Genomic DNA, 15,489 nt, shown 5'->3' with positions numbered 1-15,489 from the left:
GATGAAGAAACAGGGCTATGGCGGCGGCTTCGCCGCGGCGCTGATGGCATCGGCCTGCGTCAACGGACCGATCATCCCGCCCTCGATCCCGCTGGTCATCTACGGGTTGTCTGCGGGGAAAGGCGTCTCCATCATCGCGCTGTTCCTCGGCGGCATCGTGCCGGGCATCCTGCTTGCGCTGTCGCTGATGGCCGCGGCCTACTGGATTTCGGTGAAGCGCAACTACCCGGTCTCGGAAGCCGTGCCGATCCGGCAGATTCCGCGGCTGTTCCTGCCGGCAAGCTGGGCGCTCATGATGCCGGTGATCATCCTGATCGGCGTCACCGGCGGCATCGTCACGGTCACCGAAAGCGCCACCATCGCCGTGGTCTACGCCGCGTTCATCGGCTTCTTCGTCTACCGGGAGCTCAGCCTCAGGACGATCTGGCCGATTCTGATCCAGACCGCCCTCGACACCGCGCTCGTGATGTTCATCATCGCGCTGTCATCGGGCTTCGGCTGGCTGCTCGCGGTGTCGGGCACGCCGCGCGCGCTCGCGAGCTGGATCGGCTCCCTCTCCTCGGATCCGACGATCATCCTGATGATGATCAACGTCTTCCTGCTCATCATCGGCATCTTCATGGAGCCGCTGCCGGCGATGTTCATCCTGATCCCGGTGCTGGTCCCGGTGGTCCAGGCCGTCGGCATCGACCTCGTTCATTTCGGGCTGGTGATGGTGTTCAACCTCTGCCTCGGGCTGATCACGCCACCGGTCGGCATCCTGCTCTACATCTGCGCCAACTTCGCCGGCGTGAAACTGGAAGAGGAGAGCCGTGAACTCGGCCCCTTCCTGGGCGCCGGGGTCGCGTGCTGATCATCATCTCGCTGTTTCCCGCGACGGTATTGTGGCTACCGAGACTGCTTGTGGGCTACGGCCAGTAGAGGCAACGGAGGTGCCCGATGGAGCGCCTCCGCATCAGCGATCCGCCAGTTTGCATCCCGGCTGCGGCGCGATCTGGCCCAGCGCACGGACCGTGACGAGTTCGCTCCCCTGCGTCTTGGCGATAAACATGTTCATCGTCGCGTAGTGGTTCTGGTCGATCGTCACCGGCCCGGTCGGCGATGGAAAGACCAGCCCCGCCATCGCGTCGATGATGGCCTCCTTGTCGACCTTGCCGGCCTTCTTGATCGCGCCCCTGAGCGCGATCAGCGTGTTGTAGTGGGTCATGACGTAGTTCGACACCAGCACATCGGCGCCGCCCTCGGCGCGAACCTTGGCGACAAACGCTTTGAGGGCGGGGTCATCGCTGGTCGCGACCGACGGCACCGCCGTGTGCATGTTCTGGCCCTTGCCGCGAAAGATGCCGAGGTCGATTTCGGACAAGCCGAGGAACGCGACCGTCGTCTCCTTGAACAATCCCTTGTCGTCGGCCTGCCGGATGAAATCGATGCCGTCGCCTTTGAGCGCAAACAGCAGCACCTTCGGCTTGGCCGCCGCGACCTGCGCGATCAGCGGGGTGAAATCCGTCTCGGTGCCCAGCGTATATTGCGTGCCGACGATTTTGCCGCCGAGATTTTCAATGAGCGGCTTTGCGATGTCGAACATCTGATGCGGCCAGACCCGGTCTGCGCCCAGCAGGAAATAAGTATTGCCGAAGGTCTGGTTCATATAGGGCAGCAATTGGCCCATGTCCTGGTTGGGTACGGTCGAGAACGAGAAGACATAACGGCTGCATTTGCCGCCCTCATAATTGGTGGCGTAGAGCAGCGGAGTTTTCGAACTCTCGGCGATTGGCACGATCGCATTCAGATTCGCCGAGGTGATCGGGCCGACCACCGCGACAACGCCATCGCTCTCGATCAGTTTGCGCATCGCGGCCTCGGCGGAGGCCGGCCGTGTTTTGTCGTCGGCGTACATCACCTCAACGGGTCTGCCGAGAATGCCGCCCGCCGCGTTGATTTCCTTGGCCGCGAGGTCGAGCCCGAGCTTGGCCTGCTGGCCGTAAAGCTCGACGCCGCCGGAAAACGGCAGCACCGCGCCGACACGGATCGGCTCGGCGGCATCGACGCTGCTGAGGCCTGCGCCACAGACCAGCAGCGCGAGCGCCATTCGTTTGATCGACCGCAACGCCATACGCGTCCCCTCCGCAACCAAGAATCGGTTGGGACGAGCCTACAAGGGATTCGTTAGGCGTGCAGCCGCGCCGACTTACGCCGCCGCGAGCCACTGGGTCGTAAACTGGTTCGCTTTGAGGCGACCGACCAGCGCCGAGAGTTCCTCGACTCACCCGATGTCAGGTCGGTTTATCAGCGGCTGAGGCAGGTCTTCGATGCAAGCAACGATGACATGGGCGAAGTCTTCCATTTTCACCCTTCCGATTTGGGTTTCAAGCGACCGCCCACCCTCTGCATCGATGAAAAGGTAGTTGCGGCTGGGAAACGCAGCGACCGCAGCAATCACAACCACACACTGCCAAAAATAAGGTTCGACCTCGCACACAACCTGCACCGTGCGGCAATCCAGTCCTGCTTGAACTATCGTGTTGACCATGGACGCCGACATTGTCGGCTCAAATGTCGAATCGATACGTAGTTCCAGCCTGTCCGACTCATGATTGACCGGAAGGAGGCCTAGCAAGAGGCCGGCGCTCAGCGCATCCTGATCGACGAGGTAGAAGCCGGCCCTCGTCAAGGTGAGACTCAGCGTTCCGATTTGTGACACTACCGAGTCAAGACTCGCTCCAAATTTTGCAAGATAAACAAGGCTACGGGAGAATACACCGGGATCAGAGTCTTCCAGGCCCGTTGAAATGTGATCCGTCATGATCACGACCGCCTGCAACACATGAAGAAGGCAATAATAGAATGGCTCGGTTCTCGTCCTGCGCTTCAGTTCGATTGCTGTCGCGAGATGTTCGATAACCGACCGCAGCAGCGCTCGAAACTGCGAAGTGTGGTCCGGCGACCGTTCGGGAATTATCTGTTCGATTTGAACCAGGACTTGCCGAAGTTCGTCCGTCGCACTCGCGTCGGTCTTCAGAAGTTCGATTGCACGATTCATGAGAGTCAAAAGCGCAGCGATCGGTTCGTGCGCCAGCATCATGGCAGGAATATCGGCAGTGGTTTCTCCGGGGCGTGGCGACAGAATTGCGCTTGCGAATATCCCCCGATTCCATTCATCTGAAGCCGACGCCTCGGCCTCGCTTTCGCCGAGGCGTACACCCAGTGGAGCTTTAGCCATGTCGACCGCCTCACGACTGAAGCGCAGTGCCGACTCGATGGTCGATTCGTTACGTCGACGACGCAGTGCCCAGGCGCACAATGGTGAATCGGCGCCGCCGGCGTGGCTTCCGGCGAATGACCGCGTGCAGCACTTAGCAATCCCCAAGCCTCCACCTCCTTCAGGCAATAGTTCGATGCTGCGTAATTGGTGGTGACGAACGCGTGCATCTCCTCTGAGGCGCCGAGATTGCGCCACAAGAAACGGCGGTTGGTATCGCCCCGAGGACGCGCCCAAATGTCGAGGAATATCGTCGGCCGGGGCTTGCCGTACAGATCCATCAATGCCCGTTTGCAGTCCGGACCACGATGGCTAAGGAAAACGCCTCCAACCCGCCGCATCTGCGAATGCAGGCCGAGGTGCATAACATCCTTGGCATCGAGGTATCGCGCATCAGGCGTAAGATCGCCGGCGTTGACGGCGCGCCTGGCGCGATCTTCGGTCTCATGTCCGAAGTCCCGCAGTCCTTCGGCACAAGCCTCCGCGATTATTCCCTGATCCGGCTCCGTCAATCCACGCAGGCGTGCATCGCGGTAGACATGCAGGGCGTTGATAATGCCCAATCGATTGAGTTGCTCGCCGGCCCAACGCCGGTTCTCAAAGATTTCTCCCATGCTCACGAACCGCATCATGGCTTGTCGAAGTTCCATGACATCTTCGAGTTGATGCCACGCGGCGCTCAGCCAAACGCACAGCTGCCAAAGTGCCGGGAAGTGCTGACGTTCGAGAGCGTCGATCGCCAACTCTCGGTCCCATTGGCTGATTGGGAGCGCAATCTGTCCATCCAGGATTTCCTTGAGCTTCTCCAGAACAACAAGACAGTCGGTCACGGCCATCCCGGCGTATGGATCATAGCTCCCCCCACCGTCGACAACGGGGCGGCACCGCTTGATGATCTCGGTCGCTGTATTGTAGATCGCACGCATGCACTCATCGCTCCACGCTGCGATTGCCTCGTAGCACGGCGCATTTTCCGGGCTTGCCTCTTTGGCTTTGGCTTCGAAATTGGCCTTGGCCTCAAACAGATGAACAAGAATTGCGGTAAGACTACCCGTTGCCGCGAGATTGGCTCGGGCATCGATCAAAATCATCTCTTCCGGATTGAGATTCTGGCGAGGCTCGGCAGCGCCGCTTTGCTTACCCTTGCCGAAAAATTTATTCCACATCGCGCGGCCCCTAACACACGTAGGGGTAGCACATTTGGTCGATCATATAAATGGATTCTGGCGCAGATTCCTGCCGGTCCGACGGGATGATCTGCGTGTCAAACTCTCATTCACATCCTCATGCATGCGTATTAGTGAGCCCGTCCTGGTTGGTGTTCTTCATCCGGTCAGATTTGAATACGCGGTCACCCGCCTCGTAAACTCGCTCGCTTTGAGGCGGCTGACCAGCGCCGAAAGTTCCTCGACCTCTGATGCTGTCAGATCGGTCAGCGGCGAGCGCACCGGGCCGGAATCACGGCCGATCACTTTCATCCCCGCCTTGATCATCGAGACCGCATACCCGCGCTTGCGGTTGCGGATCGCAAGCAGCGGCATGATGAAATCGCGCAAACCGGCCTGGACGGTTTCACGGTCGCGCCGCCGCACGGCCGCGTAGAATTTGGTCGAGAACTCAGGCACGAAATTAAACACGGCGGAGGAATAGGTCGTGACGCCCATTTCGAGATAAGGCAGCGCGAAGGTTTCGGCGGTGGGCAATCCGCCGACATAGGTCAGCCGGTCCCCCATGCGCAGATAGATCCGCGTCATCTGTTCGATGTCGCCGACGCCGTCCTTGAACCCGACGAGGTTCGGGCAGCGCTCGCAGAGTCTTGCGATCGTGTCCTCGGTGAGGATGGCGTTGTCGCGGTTATAGACGATGACGCCGAGGCTGGTCGACTTGCAGACCGCCTCGACATGCGCGGCCAGTCCCGCTTGTTCGCTGAACACCAGGTAAGGCGGAAGCAGCAGGATGCCGTCCGCACCGGCGCGTTCGACGGCGCCGGCCAGTTCCGTCGCCGTCGCTGTGCCGTAACCGACGCCGGCGAGGACCGGCACGCGACCGGCGGTCTGCTGCACCGCAGTTGTAACGACGTCGACGACTTCCGCCGGCGTCAGCGAGAAGAATTCGCCGGTGCCGCCGGCCGCGAACAGACCGGCCACCTCATAGCTGCACAGCCAGTCGAGATTGGAGCGATAGCGCGCCGCGTCGAATCTGTTGGCTACGTCGAACGGCGTGACCGGGAACGACAGCAGCCCGTTGCCGATCGTCAGTGCCATTTCCTTCGGGGTCATTCTGCTCATCGCTGCGGTCCTTGCTGTGAAGACCTCAGAAGTAGACCGGGACTGATGCCGCCGCAGACCAATTGCTGGATCGAATGATCCATTGATTGGATGGCTCAGGCTCCAGAGCCTTTTCCGTTCCGATGCATCGGAACAGGGCTCTGGCTTCTTGATTTGACGCGTTTTCTTAACGCGAACCGGTGTCCACTTCGCTGGAAAACGCTCTGCCGGCCAGGTCGCGGGCGATCGCCGCGATCACCGGCAACAGCGGATTGTCATTATCGTCCCGCCAGACGAAGTAGAGTTCGGCCGCCCGTTGCTGGTCGTCCGCCAGCGGCCGCAGCGCGACGCCCTTGAACTGCAATTTCTCGGCCGCTTCCGGCACCAGGGCGACGCCGACGCCGGCTTGCACGATGGCCAGGATCGAATGGATCTGCGCGAGGTGCTGGACATAGACCGGCGCCAATGCGGCGCGTGAAAACAACTCCACCAGCAGGTCGTGGAAGTAACGGGCCTCATACGGGGCGTAGGTGATGAACGGTTCGGCCGCGAGATCAGCCAGATCGATCGTCGCCGCCGCGGCGAGCTTGTGCCCGGCCGGCACGGCCGCGATCATCCGTTCGGCCTTGACCCGAAAAAACTGCAGGCCGCTGCGCGGGATCGGCGGCCGCAACAGGCCGATATCGATTTCGCCGGCACCGAGACGCTTGAGTTGGTCGCCGCTGACCATTTCCTTGAGGATCAGCTCGACGTCAGGCAATTGCTGGCGGCAGGCCGCGACCAGCTCCGGGACATAACTATAGGAAGATGCGGCGGTGAAGCCGATATTGACCGAGCCGGCCTTGCCATCCGCTACGCGCCGCGCCAGCAGCGCCGCGCTCTCCGTCAGCTTCAGGATCAGCCGCGCCTCGGTCAGGAAACTTTGTCCGGCCGGCGTCGGCCGGACCAGGCGATTGCCGCGCTGAAGCAGTTTTACACCCAGGATCCGTTCGAGAATCTGGATCTGCCGGCTGAGCGGCGGCTGCGTCATGTTCAGCCGGGCAGCGGCGCGGCCGAAATGCAGTTCCTCTGCCACGGCCACGAAGCAGCGCACCTGACTCAGTTCGAACATTCCACTCCCTTTATTCTTTGCCGCATACCGGCTCCCAGCTCGCCAGCCTAGCGCAAGTCCGCGATTTGATCCAAAATTGGTATCGGACCATCCTCATTCTGGTTCGCTATTGGATCGGTCATCGCCTATCGTGCCATCAGCGCGGCCAAAGACCGCGATGCGCGACGCCGCAGAGCGCTTGCGCGAATTCGACCGGAGGAGAAACCATGCTTCCACGTTTCGGGCGCCGTGCCGCCCTCGCCGCCGCCGCAGCCATCCTGTTCAGCCAACTGCCGGGCACAGCTTCCGCCCAAAATTTCGACCGGCCAGTGCGCATTATCGTGCCGTTCGCGCCCGGCGGAACCTCGGACATCCTGGCGCGGCTGATCAGCCCAAAACTGTCGGCGGCGATCGGCCAGAGCGTGGTGATCGAGAACAAGCCCGGCGCGTCCGGCAACCTCGGCGCCGACACCGTCGCCAAGGCGACGCCTGACGGCACGACCCTGCTGCTGACCGATCTCGGTTCGCTCACGACGGCGCCCAGCCTGTTTTCCAACCTGACCTATAGTCTCGAAAAGGACCTCGCCCCGGTCACGATGGTGATGTTCGGCCCCTATGTACTGGCCGTGCATGAATCGATCCCGGTCAAGACGGCGGCGGAACTGATCGCCTATGCCAAGGCCAATCCCGGCAAACTCGCCGTGGCCAATTCCGGCGTCGGCGGTGCCAATCACATCACCGCCGTGGTGATGCAGAAGGAACTCGGCATCCAGTTCAAGCACGTGCCCTACAAGGGCGGTGCTGCCGCCACCCGCGCCGTCGTCGCCGGCGAAAGCGGCGCCCTCATCAATGGTGCCTCAGCCACCCTTCCCTTCGTAAACAACAAGCAGTTGATCGGTCTGGCGGTCACCGGCGAGAACCGCGTCCCCTCCGCGCCTGACGTGCCGACGTTCAAGGAAGCCAAGCTGCCCGGCGGCGAGTTCGGCACCTGGCAAGGCATCGTCGTGGCCAGCGGTACGCCGCCGGCAGTGATTGCCCGGCTCAATGCCGAGATCGGCAAGATTCTGGAGACACCCGAGATCAAGGCAAAGATCGCCGAACAGGGCGGCGAGGTCCGCGCCGGCAGCACGGATGCGATGGCAACCTGGCTGAAGGATTCAACAAAGCGCTGGGGCGACATCATTCGCGAAGCCGGCATCAAGGGCGAATGACGCGATCGATACCGGCGAAGCGAGGCTTGCGATGAACGCCCGCCGAACGGATTGGCAGGACCTGCTCTTCGGGCTGTTCCTGATCGCTGTCGCTGGCATCGCGCTGGCGGCGACGCGCACCTTGTCGGGCGGCACCGCCGCCGACATGGGGCCTGGCTACATGCCGCGCGCCATCGCCATCATGCTGCTGGGCTTCGGGCTCTGGTTCGCCGTCCGCGGCCTTCGCCGCCCCTTTGTCGGGATCGCGCCAGTCCGGCTGCAACCCCTGCTCGCGATCACGGCGTCGGTAGCCGTGTTCGCACTGACAGCCACGCGCTTCGGCCTTGCGCTGTCGTCCTTTGCCGCAATCCTGATCGCCAGCCTGGCGACGCGGGAAGCGCGGCCGATCGAGACCCTGCTGTTCGCGCTGGGGCTCTCGGCGGCCGCGGTGCTGCTCTTCGTCAAGGCGCTGGCCTTGCCGGTGCCGATCTGGCCTGGAGCATGGTTCTGACATGGAGCTGTTCGACAATCTGCTGATGGGGCTCTCGACCGCCCTGCAGCTGAAAAATCTGCTGTTCTGCCTGATCGGCGTCGTCATCGGCACCGCGATCGGCGTGCTGCCCGGCATCGGGCCGATCCCGGCGGTCGCGCTGCTGCTGCCGTTCACCTTCGGCCTGTCGCCGCCCTCCGCCATGATCATGCTGGCCGGCATCTTCTACGGCGCGCAATATGGCGGCTCGACCACGGCCATCCTCGTCAACGTGCCCGGCGAAACGTCTTCGGTCGTCACCTGCCTCGACGGCCACGAGATGGCCAAACAGGGCAAGGCCGGGACCGCCCTCGCCATCGCCGCGATCTCGTCGTTCTTTGCCGGCACCGTCGCGACTGTCGTCATCGCCGTGCTCAGCCTGCCGCTGGCGGCGCTGGCGCTGAAATTCACCGCGGTCGAGTATTTCAGCCTGCTCGTGCTCGGATTGATCGCCGCCGTCGTGCTCGCGCACGGCTCCGTCGCCAAGTCGCTCGCGATGGTGCTGCTCGGTATCCTGCTCGGCCTTGTCGGCATCGACGTCAATTCGGGGGCGCCGCGGATGACTTTTGGTGTTCCTGAAATCTCCGACGGACTCGACTTCGTGCCGGTCGCGATGGGGTTGTTCGGTCTCGGCGAGATCATCGCCAACCTCGAGCGCCCGGCGACGATGCGCGTCGTCAGCCAGTCGATCCGCAGCCTGATCCCCAGTCGCGCCGACCTTCGCGCCGCCTTCCCGGCGATGCTCCGCGGCACCATGCTCGGCTCGGTCCTCGGCGTGTTGCCGGGCGGCGGAGCGGCGCTGCCGCCGTTCTCTTCCTATGCGCTGGAGAAGAAGCTCGCCCGCGATCCTTCCCGCTTCGGCAAGGGCGCGATCGAGGGCGTCGCGGGGCCCGAGGCTGCCAACAATGCCGGCGCGCAGACCAGCTTCATCCCGCTATTGACGCTCGGCATCCCCGCCAATGCCCTGATGGCGCTGATGATCGGCGCACTGATGATGCAAGGCATCCAGCCCGGCCCACAGATCATGCGCGAGCAACCCCAACTGGTCTGGGGCGTCATCGCCAGCATGTGGGTCGGCAATTTGATGCTGCTGGTGATCAACCTGCCCCTGATCGGCGTGTGGGTCTCGATGCTGAAGATTCCCTATCGTCTGCTGTTCCCGGCAATCGTGCTGTTCTGCTGCATCGGCACCTTCGGCATCGCCAACAATCTGTTCAACGTCTGGCTGATGCTCGGCTGCGCTGTCATCGGCTACTTCTTCATCAAGGTCGGCGTCGAGCCCGCGCCGCTGTTGCTCGGCCTCGTGCTCGGCCCGCAGCTTGAGGAAAATTTCCGGCGCGCGATGCTGCTGGCGGACGGCGATTTTTCGGTGTTCCTGCGCCGCCCGATCAGCGCCACGCTGCTCGCCCTCGTCGCGGTGCTGTTCCTGCTGATGATATTCCCGGCGATCCGGCGCAGCCGCCGGGAGGCGCTGGCGGAGTGATCGCGGCGTTCGGAAAGAGGCGGCGAGCCTAGCGAGGTCGAGAAGGTCCCGATCATAGTGATGACGGACCTGCTATTATGCGGCCTCTCCCGATGCGAGGTCGCCGTTCGGGACGTCCTGCTCCTGTCTGGCCGTTCGCCACCGTTCCGCGTTAGCCAGATCAGCGATGGGCGATAGCAGCGCACGATCGAACTCCGCCATGGGGTTTGCCGCCCGCGCCCGTACCGGCCAGTCCGCATGTGCCAGAGCGCCCCGCCCAAGCGAGACGAAGTCTGCCTCACCGTTCGCCAGGAGCGCGGCCGCACGCTTCGGGTCGTGAAGCGATCCATTGGCCAGAACCGGAAGCCGCGCATGTCGTTTCGCAAGCGCTGAAAGGCTTGCGCCGGTTTCACCGAAGGCAGGACGCCACGCCTCGAACTCCGTTGTGTGGAGATAGTCGAGCGGCAGGCGGCCAAGCGTCGTGAATATGATCGCGGCATCGTCCTCATGCCCTGACCATTTATGGAGGACGTTATTGACCTTCCCCTGCGAGATGCGGACGCTGACGACGAACTTGCCGCCGACCGCAGACCGGACTGCGCGAACCACCTCGACGGTTAGCTGAATTCGACGGGCGATATCGCCTCCATATTTATCCGCGCGCAGATTAACGTGTTCGGTCAGGAACTGGTCGAGCAAGTAGCCATTCGCGCCATGCACCTCGACGCCGTCGAACCCTGCATCCTTCGCGAACAGGGCTGCCCGCGCAAAGCCTTCGACGGCCTCCGCGATCTCTGCCTCGGTCATCGCAACCGGCATGGGGTACGCGCCACAGCCGCGGTAGAACGCCAGTTGCTCTCCCTTCGGCCGAATGGCCGAGGGTCCGGCGGTCTGCGAACGATATGGGTTGCCCTGCGAGAGCGCGCCCGCGTGCATGAGTTGCGCAATGATCCGGCCGCCCGCCTGATGTACGCCGTCCACGACGGTACGCCAGGCGTCGACTTGAGCGGCGTCGGTCAGACCGGGCTGATACAGATAGCCTTGCGAGAACGCCTTGTCGGTGTAGATACCCTCGGTCACGATCATGCCGAAACCGCCCTCGGCGAACCAGCGATAGTAGTCCGCCATGCTCCGCGTTGCGCGCCCACGCTGATCGGCGCTGACGCGGGTCATCGGCGCGACGGCAAGCCGATTTGCCAGTGTGAGGCTGCCAACCTGCAGAGGGACGAAAAGGCGCTCGATTGCGGACTGCTCGAGTCCTCGGCTCCCTACTTCATCAGACGCCATGTCACGACCTCCCCGCCGTCGCGACCGCAGCGATCGCTTCGATCTCGATCATGGCTTCCGGCGTGTAGAGCGCTTTGACTTCGACGATGGAGTCGGCGGGATAAGGAGCGCTGAAGAACGTGCGGCGTAGGTCGACGACCTCCTTGAAGTGAGTCATCGCGGTGAGGAAGATCGTCACCTTGATGACGTTCTGCAGGCTTGATCCGCCCGCCTCGAGCGCACGGCGCAAATTGGCGAAAGCCTGCTCGCCCTGAGCGCGGAACCCGCCTTGGACGATCTTGCCATCGTCGTCGTAACCGGCCTGGCCGGAGATAAAGAGCAGTTCGCCAACCCTAATTCCTTGCGACAGAAGATAGGGCTCATAGGGGTCGGGTTGGGTGATCACACGCTGCAACATGAACTTCTCCATTTGTTGAATCGCGGACACGCAGCTGAGAAAAATTCATCTCAAACGGCATACACGCGACCGGTTCGCAGCAATATGAGAAATCCTTTGGCGCTCGACAAATTCGAAATCATCAGGCATTAGATGAATAAATATCATCTGTATGAGCCAATGCGTCAGCTACCGCCACTTTCCGCCCTTCGCGCCTTCGAGGCAGCCGCACGTTTTGGGAGTTTCAAGCAGGCCGCCATCGACCTGGCTGTCACGCCAACGGCGATAAGCCACCAAATCCGGTCGCTTGAGGATCATACCGGGCTCGTCCTGTTTGAGCGCCGAACTCGCCAGGTCATCCTGACCGAGGCCGGGCAACTGCTTTATCCCGTGCTGCGCGAAGGCTTTGACTCATTCGCTGCAGCGCTGGACCGCCTGCGCAAAACAAAACGCCGACCGACCGTGACAATCACCGCAACCACAGCCTTCACGGCGAAGTGGCTCGTGCCCAAGGTTACGAGATTTCAGGCGCTTCATCCGGACATTGACCTGCACCTACATGCCTCGGACGCGGCCGTTGATCTTGAGAGCAATGCCATCGACCTCGCGATCCGCTACGGTCGAGGCCCTTATCCCGGATTTCGTGCCGAAGCGATGTTTACCGATCGGTTCGCGCCCGTTGTAAATCCCCATCTGGGCGTCCGCACCCCCGACGATCTGAACCGCGTGCCGCTCATCCACTTCGAGTGGCACCGCTCCGATCCGGTCAATCCGACCTGGGCGGGTTGGTTTAGAGCAGCAGGCGTGATTGCGAACGATCCCAGGTCCCAGCTGAGATTTTCAGACGAAAGCCATGCCATCCAGGCCGCAGTGGCCGGCCAGGGAGTGGCGTTGCTCAGCTTGAGCCTCGTGGAGGATGAGCTAATGGCCGGCCGGCTCATCCAACCCTTTGGACCCGTCGTCGAGGGCCTGACCTACCACATGTTGACGGTAGCAGACCGGCCGATGAGTCACGTCATAACGGCCGCCGCAGATTGGCTTCGAGCCGAGATTGATGGCGTCCGGTCGACAGAGTGATCATTCTTCGTCGCGCGGTGATCATGCGCTCAGTCCCACCGCCCACTTCTACCAGGGCTCATTTCTTGCCTTGCGGATAGATCGTCTCGCCGCGCTTGAGCATCGCGACGAACGTTTCGACCTTCTTCTTCCGTCCGGCTTCGGTTTTCATATTGTGCGTCCGAAACGCCAGCGCGAAGCGGTTCTGCGCGCTGAGTTTCGCCAGCATGGCCTTTGCCCTGGGCTCGGCATCGATCGCGGCCTGCAGATCGTCGGGGATCTTCATGTCCTTGCTGTTATAGGCGCGCGCCCAGCGCCCGTCGGACTTGGCCGCGTCGACTTCCTTTAAGCCGTGATCGGTCATCCGGCCTTCCTCGATCAGGCGCGCGACGTTGTCGACGTTGATCCGGCTCCAGATGCTTTTCTTCGTGCGCGGCGTATAGCGCTGCATATAGCTCTTGTCGTCAAAACCCTTGCGCTGACCATCGATCCAGCCCCAGCACAGCACGACATCGATGGCTTGCTTCGGCGTAATCGATTTGAATCCTGAATCCACCTTGTGGATCTTGATCCAGATCTCGGCTTCCTTGTCGTGGTGCTTGCCGAGCCATTTGTAGAAGCTCTCGGCGTCCTTGAATTCGCGGATCTTGTCGGGATTGATTTTAACGGGTGCCACCAGCGGACCTTTGATCGAAGAATCATGCGTAGTTGAACGCTTCTATCATCGTGCACAACCACCGGGCCTCAGGAACGGGGGATGTCCGCAGCCTGCCCTGCTTCCTTCGTCGCTGTCGTCCAAATTGCCCCAGCCAGCACTGGCACCAGCCGCCGCCAACTTACACATCGCCCGGCATTTCCGGCATGCCGCGCCGCTTCTCGTTTGAATTGTCTGGGGAATCGGCCCTGGAGGCCGTCTTTCACCGTAGCCGGCACCCGCCTGCCGGACACGAAGACGTGAATAATATATCGTATACGATTTAATCGGACACGTTGACTTCCGACGCAATCGAGCCTTTATAGCGCGTACGCAAATAGATCGCATCCGATCTAACTCACAAAGGGAGAAGGACCATGACCAATGCAAGCAAGACCCCGACGACCGCCATGAAGCTCGAGGTCGTCGTTATCCCGGTTTCCGACGTCGATCGCGCCAAGGCGTTCTACGGCAGCCTCGGCTGGCGGCTCGATGCCGACTTCACCGACGGCAAGGACTATCGCGTTATCCAGTTCACCCCGCCTGGCTCCGACGCTTCTGTCATCTTCGGCAAGAACGTTACCGCCGCGGCCCCCGGCTCCGCACAGGGACTTTATCTGGTCGTCTCCGACATCGAAGCCGCGCGCAAGGAATTGCAGGGTCGCGGCGTCGAGGTCAGCGAAGTGTTCCACGCCGCCGACGGCGAGTACTCCGGCAAACATGAACCCTTCCTGCTCGGACGCGATCGCGCCAGCGGCCCGGATCCGGAGCGTCGCACCTACCAATCCTATGCTTCCTTTAGCGACCCTGATGGCAATGGCTGGCTGTTCCAGGAAGTCACCGCGCGCGCCCCCGGACGCGTCGAAGGCGACACGAATTTCTCGTCGTCGGCCGAAATCGCCAGCGCGCTTCGCCGCGCCGCGGCAGCCCATGGCGAGCACGAGAAGCGCAACGGCGGCCAGCACGATGTGAACTGGCCGGACTGGTACGCCGAGTACATCGCCAAGGAACAGGCCGGCGAGCCGCTGCCGCTCTAAGTCAAACAACCTCAAGTCTGCCTCGCGTACCGACCGGGCTTCGGCCCGGTACGGGCGGTGCTGTGAAATTCCCAAACACGAAGGAAAATCGATATGAGCAACCATCTGTTGAAGACGATGCGAGTTGTAGCGAGCGCGGCGTTGATCGCGGCAAGCGTTTTGGCGCTGCCGGCAGCGCAGGCACAGCCGTCCGGCATCACGCGAACCGACCTGCAGCGGCATGATCTCAGCATCCCCGGACGCGAGGTCGTCCAGGTGCGGGTCGATTTCGCGCCGGGTGCGGCGTTCGGCAGGCATAGCCATCCCGGCGAAGAGATCGTCAATGTGCTGGAGGGCACGCTCGAATACGAAGTCGAGGGCAAGCCACCGGTCACCCTCAAGGCGGGCGATGTTCTGTTCATTCCGGCCGGCACCGTTCACGCGGCCAAAAATGTCGGCAGCGTCACCGGCAGCGAGCTCGCCACCTACATCGTCGAAAAGGGCAAGCCGCTTCTGACGTTGAAGAAGTGACGGCGAGCGCTTCCCACGAGGAATACTGCGATGATCGACATAGCCCTCGCCCTCGCGGCAGGAGTGCTGACGGCGGCAGCGCCGTGCATCCTGCCGCTGCTTCCGATCCTGCTCGGCACGTCGATCGGCCAGCAAGGCCGGTTGCGGCCACTGTTCATCGTGGGCGGTTTCGTCATCGCCTTCTCCGGCTTCGCCCTGCTGTTCAGCGCGTTCCCAACGGTGTTGGGACTGACGCATGACAGCTTGCGCAAGATTTCCATCGTGCTGCTCGGCGGCTTCGGCGTGCTGATGCTCTGGCCGCAACCCTATGAATGGCTGGTGGCGCGGTTGAGCGGCCTGCTCTCGCACGCGGATGGCGCCGTGCGGGCTGCCGGACCGGGTAATTTCGGCGGCCTCGTTCTCGGCCTCTCGCTCGGCGTGTTGTGGACGCCCTGCGCCGGACCGGTGCTCGGCTCCATACTCACGCTGATCGCGACGTCCGAAGACCTCGCACGCGCCGGCGTGCTGCTCGTCACCTACGCGATCGGCGCGGCGATCCCGATATTGCTGATCGCTTATGGCGGGCAATACGCCACCACCCAGATGCGCAGGCTGGTGCCCTACACGCCTGCCCTGCAGCGCGGCTTCGGCGCAGCAGTACTGCTCGTCGCGTTCGCATTCTACACGCAATACGACACCATCATCACGGTGTGGCTCTCGGAATTCTACCCGAACCACCAAACAGGACTATGA

Annotated in this window: 16 protein-coding genes; 8 read left to right on the top strand and 8 right to left on the bottom strand. The window is 62.2% G+C overall.

Translation table 11 applies throughout. From position 1 onward, the window contains the following. Position 1 precedes the first annotated feature (1 nt). Positions 2-853, top strand: a complete 852-nt coding sequence (locus JQ574_RS07890; protein ID WP_212207921.1) for a TRAP transporter large permease — start codon at positions 2-4, stop codon at positions 851-853. Between the two features lie 102 nt (positions 854-955). On the opposite strand, the gene JQ574_RS07885 is transcribed toward JQ574_RS07890, so the two are convergent. The 5 genes from JQ574_RS07885 to JQ574_RS07865 form a co-directional block, all read right to left on the bottom strand. Further along, positions 956-2,113 (bottom strand): substrate-binding protein, encoded by a 1,158-nt coding sequence (locus tag JQ574_RS07885; protein ID WP_212207920.1) that lies wholly within the window; start codon positions 2,111-2,113, stop codon positions 956-958. Between the two features lie 150 nt (positions 2,114-2,263). Then, positions 2,264-3,082 carry a hypothetical protein gene (locus JQ574_RS07880; RefSeq protein WP_212207919.1) on the bottom strand — a complete coding sequence of 273 codons (819 nt, stop codon included), beginning with the start codon at positions 3,080-3,082 and terminating at the stop codon, positions 2,264-2,266. Further along, entirely contained in the window at positions 3,079-4,425 is a 1,347-nt protein-coding gene (locus tag JQ574_RS07875) for a hypothetical protein (RefSeq protein WP_212383439.1), read from the bottom strand. Before JQ574_RS07875 ends, JQ574_RS07880 begins: the two co-directional genes overlap by 4 nt. Positions 4,426-4,584: 159 nt before the next feature. Further along, positions 4,585-5,547 (bottom strand): 5-dehydro-4-deoxyglucarate dehydratase, encoded by a 963-nt coding sequence (gene kdgD / locus JQ574_RS07870; protein ID WP_212207917.1) that lies wholly within the window; start codon positions 5,545-5,547, stop codon positions 4,585-4,587. A 166-nt stretch (positions 5,548-5,713) separates the two neighbouring features. Further along, on the bottom strand, positions 5,714-6,637 hold the full coding sequence (locus JQ574_RS07865) for a LysR substrate-binding domain-containing protein (RefSeq protein ID WP_212207916.1): 924 nt from the start codon (positions 6,635-6,637) through the stop codon (positions 5,714-5,716). A 206-nt stretch (positions 6,638-6,843) separates the two neighbouring features. Between JQ574_RS07865 and JQ574_RS07860 the strand changes: the two genes are divergently transcribed. Genes JQ574_RS07860 through JQ574_RS07850 form a run of 3 tightly spaced genes read left to right on the top strand, consistent with a single transcriptional unit; the run spans position 6,844 to position 9,818 of the window. After that, on the top strand, positions 6,844-7,827 hold the full coding sequence (locus JQ574_RS07860) for a tripartite tricarboxylate transporter substrate binding protein (protein WP_211994527.1): 984 nt from the start codon (positions 6,844-6,846) through the stop codon (positions 7,825-7,827). 31 nt (positions 7,828-7,858) lie between these two features. Further along, positions 7,859-8,317 carry a tripartite tricarboxylate transporter TctB family protein gene (locus JQ574_RS07855; protein ID WP_212207915.1) on the top strand — a complete coding sequence of 153 codons (459 nt, stop codon included), beginning with the start codon at positions 7,859-7,861 and terminating at the stop codon, positions 8,315-8,317. 1 nt (position 8,318) lies between these two features. Beyond that, entirely contained in the window at positions 8,319-9,818 is a 1,500-nt protein-coding gene (locus tag JQ574_RS07850) for a tripartite tricarboxylate transporter permease (protein WP_212207914.1), read from the top strand. A gap of 75 nt (positions 9,819-9,893) precedes the next feature. Here the strand turns inward: JQ574_RS07850 and JQ574_RS07845 are convergent, their stop codons facing one another. Beyond that, a complete protein-coding gene (locus JQ574_RS07845) occupies positions 9,894-11,084 on the bottom strand; it encodes an NADH:flavin oxidoreductase (RefSeq protein WP_212207913.1) in 1,191 nt (396 codons plus the stop codon). Position 11,085: 1 nt separating this feature from the next. Beyond that, complete coding sequence (locus tag JQ574_RS07840) at positions 11,086-11,481, bottom strand: RidA family protein (RefSeq protein ID WP_212208032.1); 396 nt, start codon at positions 11,479-11,481, stop codon at positions 11,086-11,088. A 132-nt stretch (positions 11,482-11,613) separates the two neighbouring features. Here JQ574_RS07840 and gcvA point away from each other — a divergent pair, with 132 nt between their 5' ends. Beyond that, positions 11,614-12,537, top strand: a complete 924-nt coding sequence (gene gcvA, locus JQ574_RS07835; RefSeq protein ID WP_249119180.1) for a transcriptional regulator GcvA — start codon at positions 11,614-11,616, stop codon at positions 12,535-12,537. A gap of 58 nt (positions 12,538-12,595) precedes the next feature. Here gcvA and JQ574_RS07830 read toward each other — a convergent pair whose 3' ends face one another. Further along, positions 12,596-13,192, bottom strand: coding sequence for a YdeI family protein (locus JQ574_RS07830; protein WP_212207912.1), 597 nt, complete (start codon positions 13,190-13,192; stop codon positions 12,596-12,598). Positions 13,193-13,587: 395 nt separating this feature from the next. Between JQ574_RS07830 and JQ574_RS07825 the strand changes: the two genes are divergently transcribed. From JQ574_RS07825 to JQ574_RS07815, 3 genes are all read left to right on the top strand, one after another. Next, a complete protein-coding gene (locus tag JQ574_RS07825; protein WP_212207911.1) occupies positions 13,588-14,247 on the top strand; it encodes a VOC family protein in 660 nt (219 codons plus the stop codon). 93 nt (positions 14,248-14,340) lie between these two features. Next, complete coding sequence (locus JQ574_RS07820; protein WP_212207910.1) at positions 14,341-14,757, top strand: cupin domain-containing protein; 417 nt, start codon at positions 14,341-14,343, stop codon at positions 14,755-14,757. 30 nt (positions 14,758-14,787) lie between these two features. Then, complete coding sequence (locus tag JQ574_RS07815; protein ID WP_212207909.1) at positions 14,788-15,489, top strand: cytochrome c biogenesis CcdA family protein; 702 nt, start codon at positions 14,788-14,790, stop codon at positions 15,487-15,489.

This window comes from Bradyrhizobium sp. AUGA SZCCT0158, from assembly GCF_018130065.1.
GTDB lineage: Bacteria > Pseudomonadota > Alphaproteobacteria > Rhizobiales > Xanthobacteraceae > Bradyrhizobium.
Note: the sequence above shows the minus strand (reverse complement) of the source record. Positions and strands in the feature narration are given on the sequence as shown.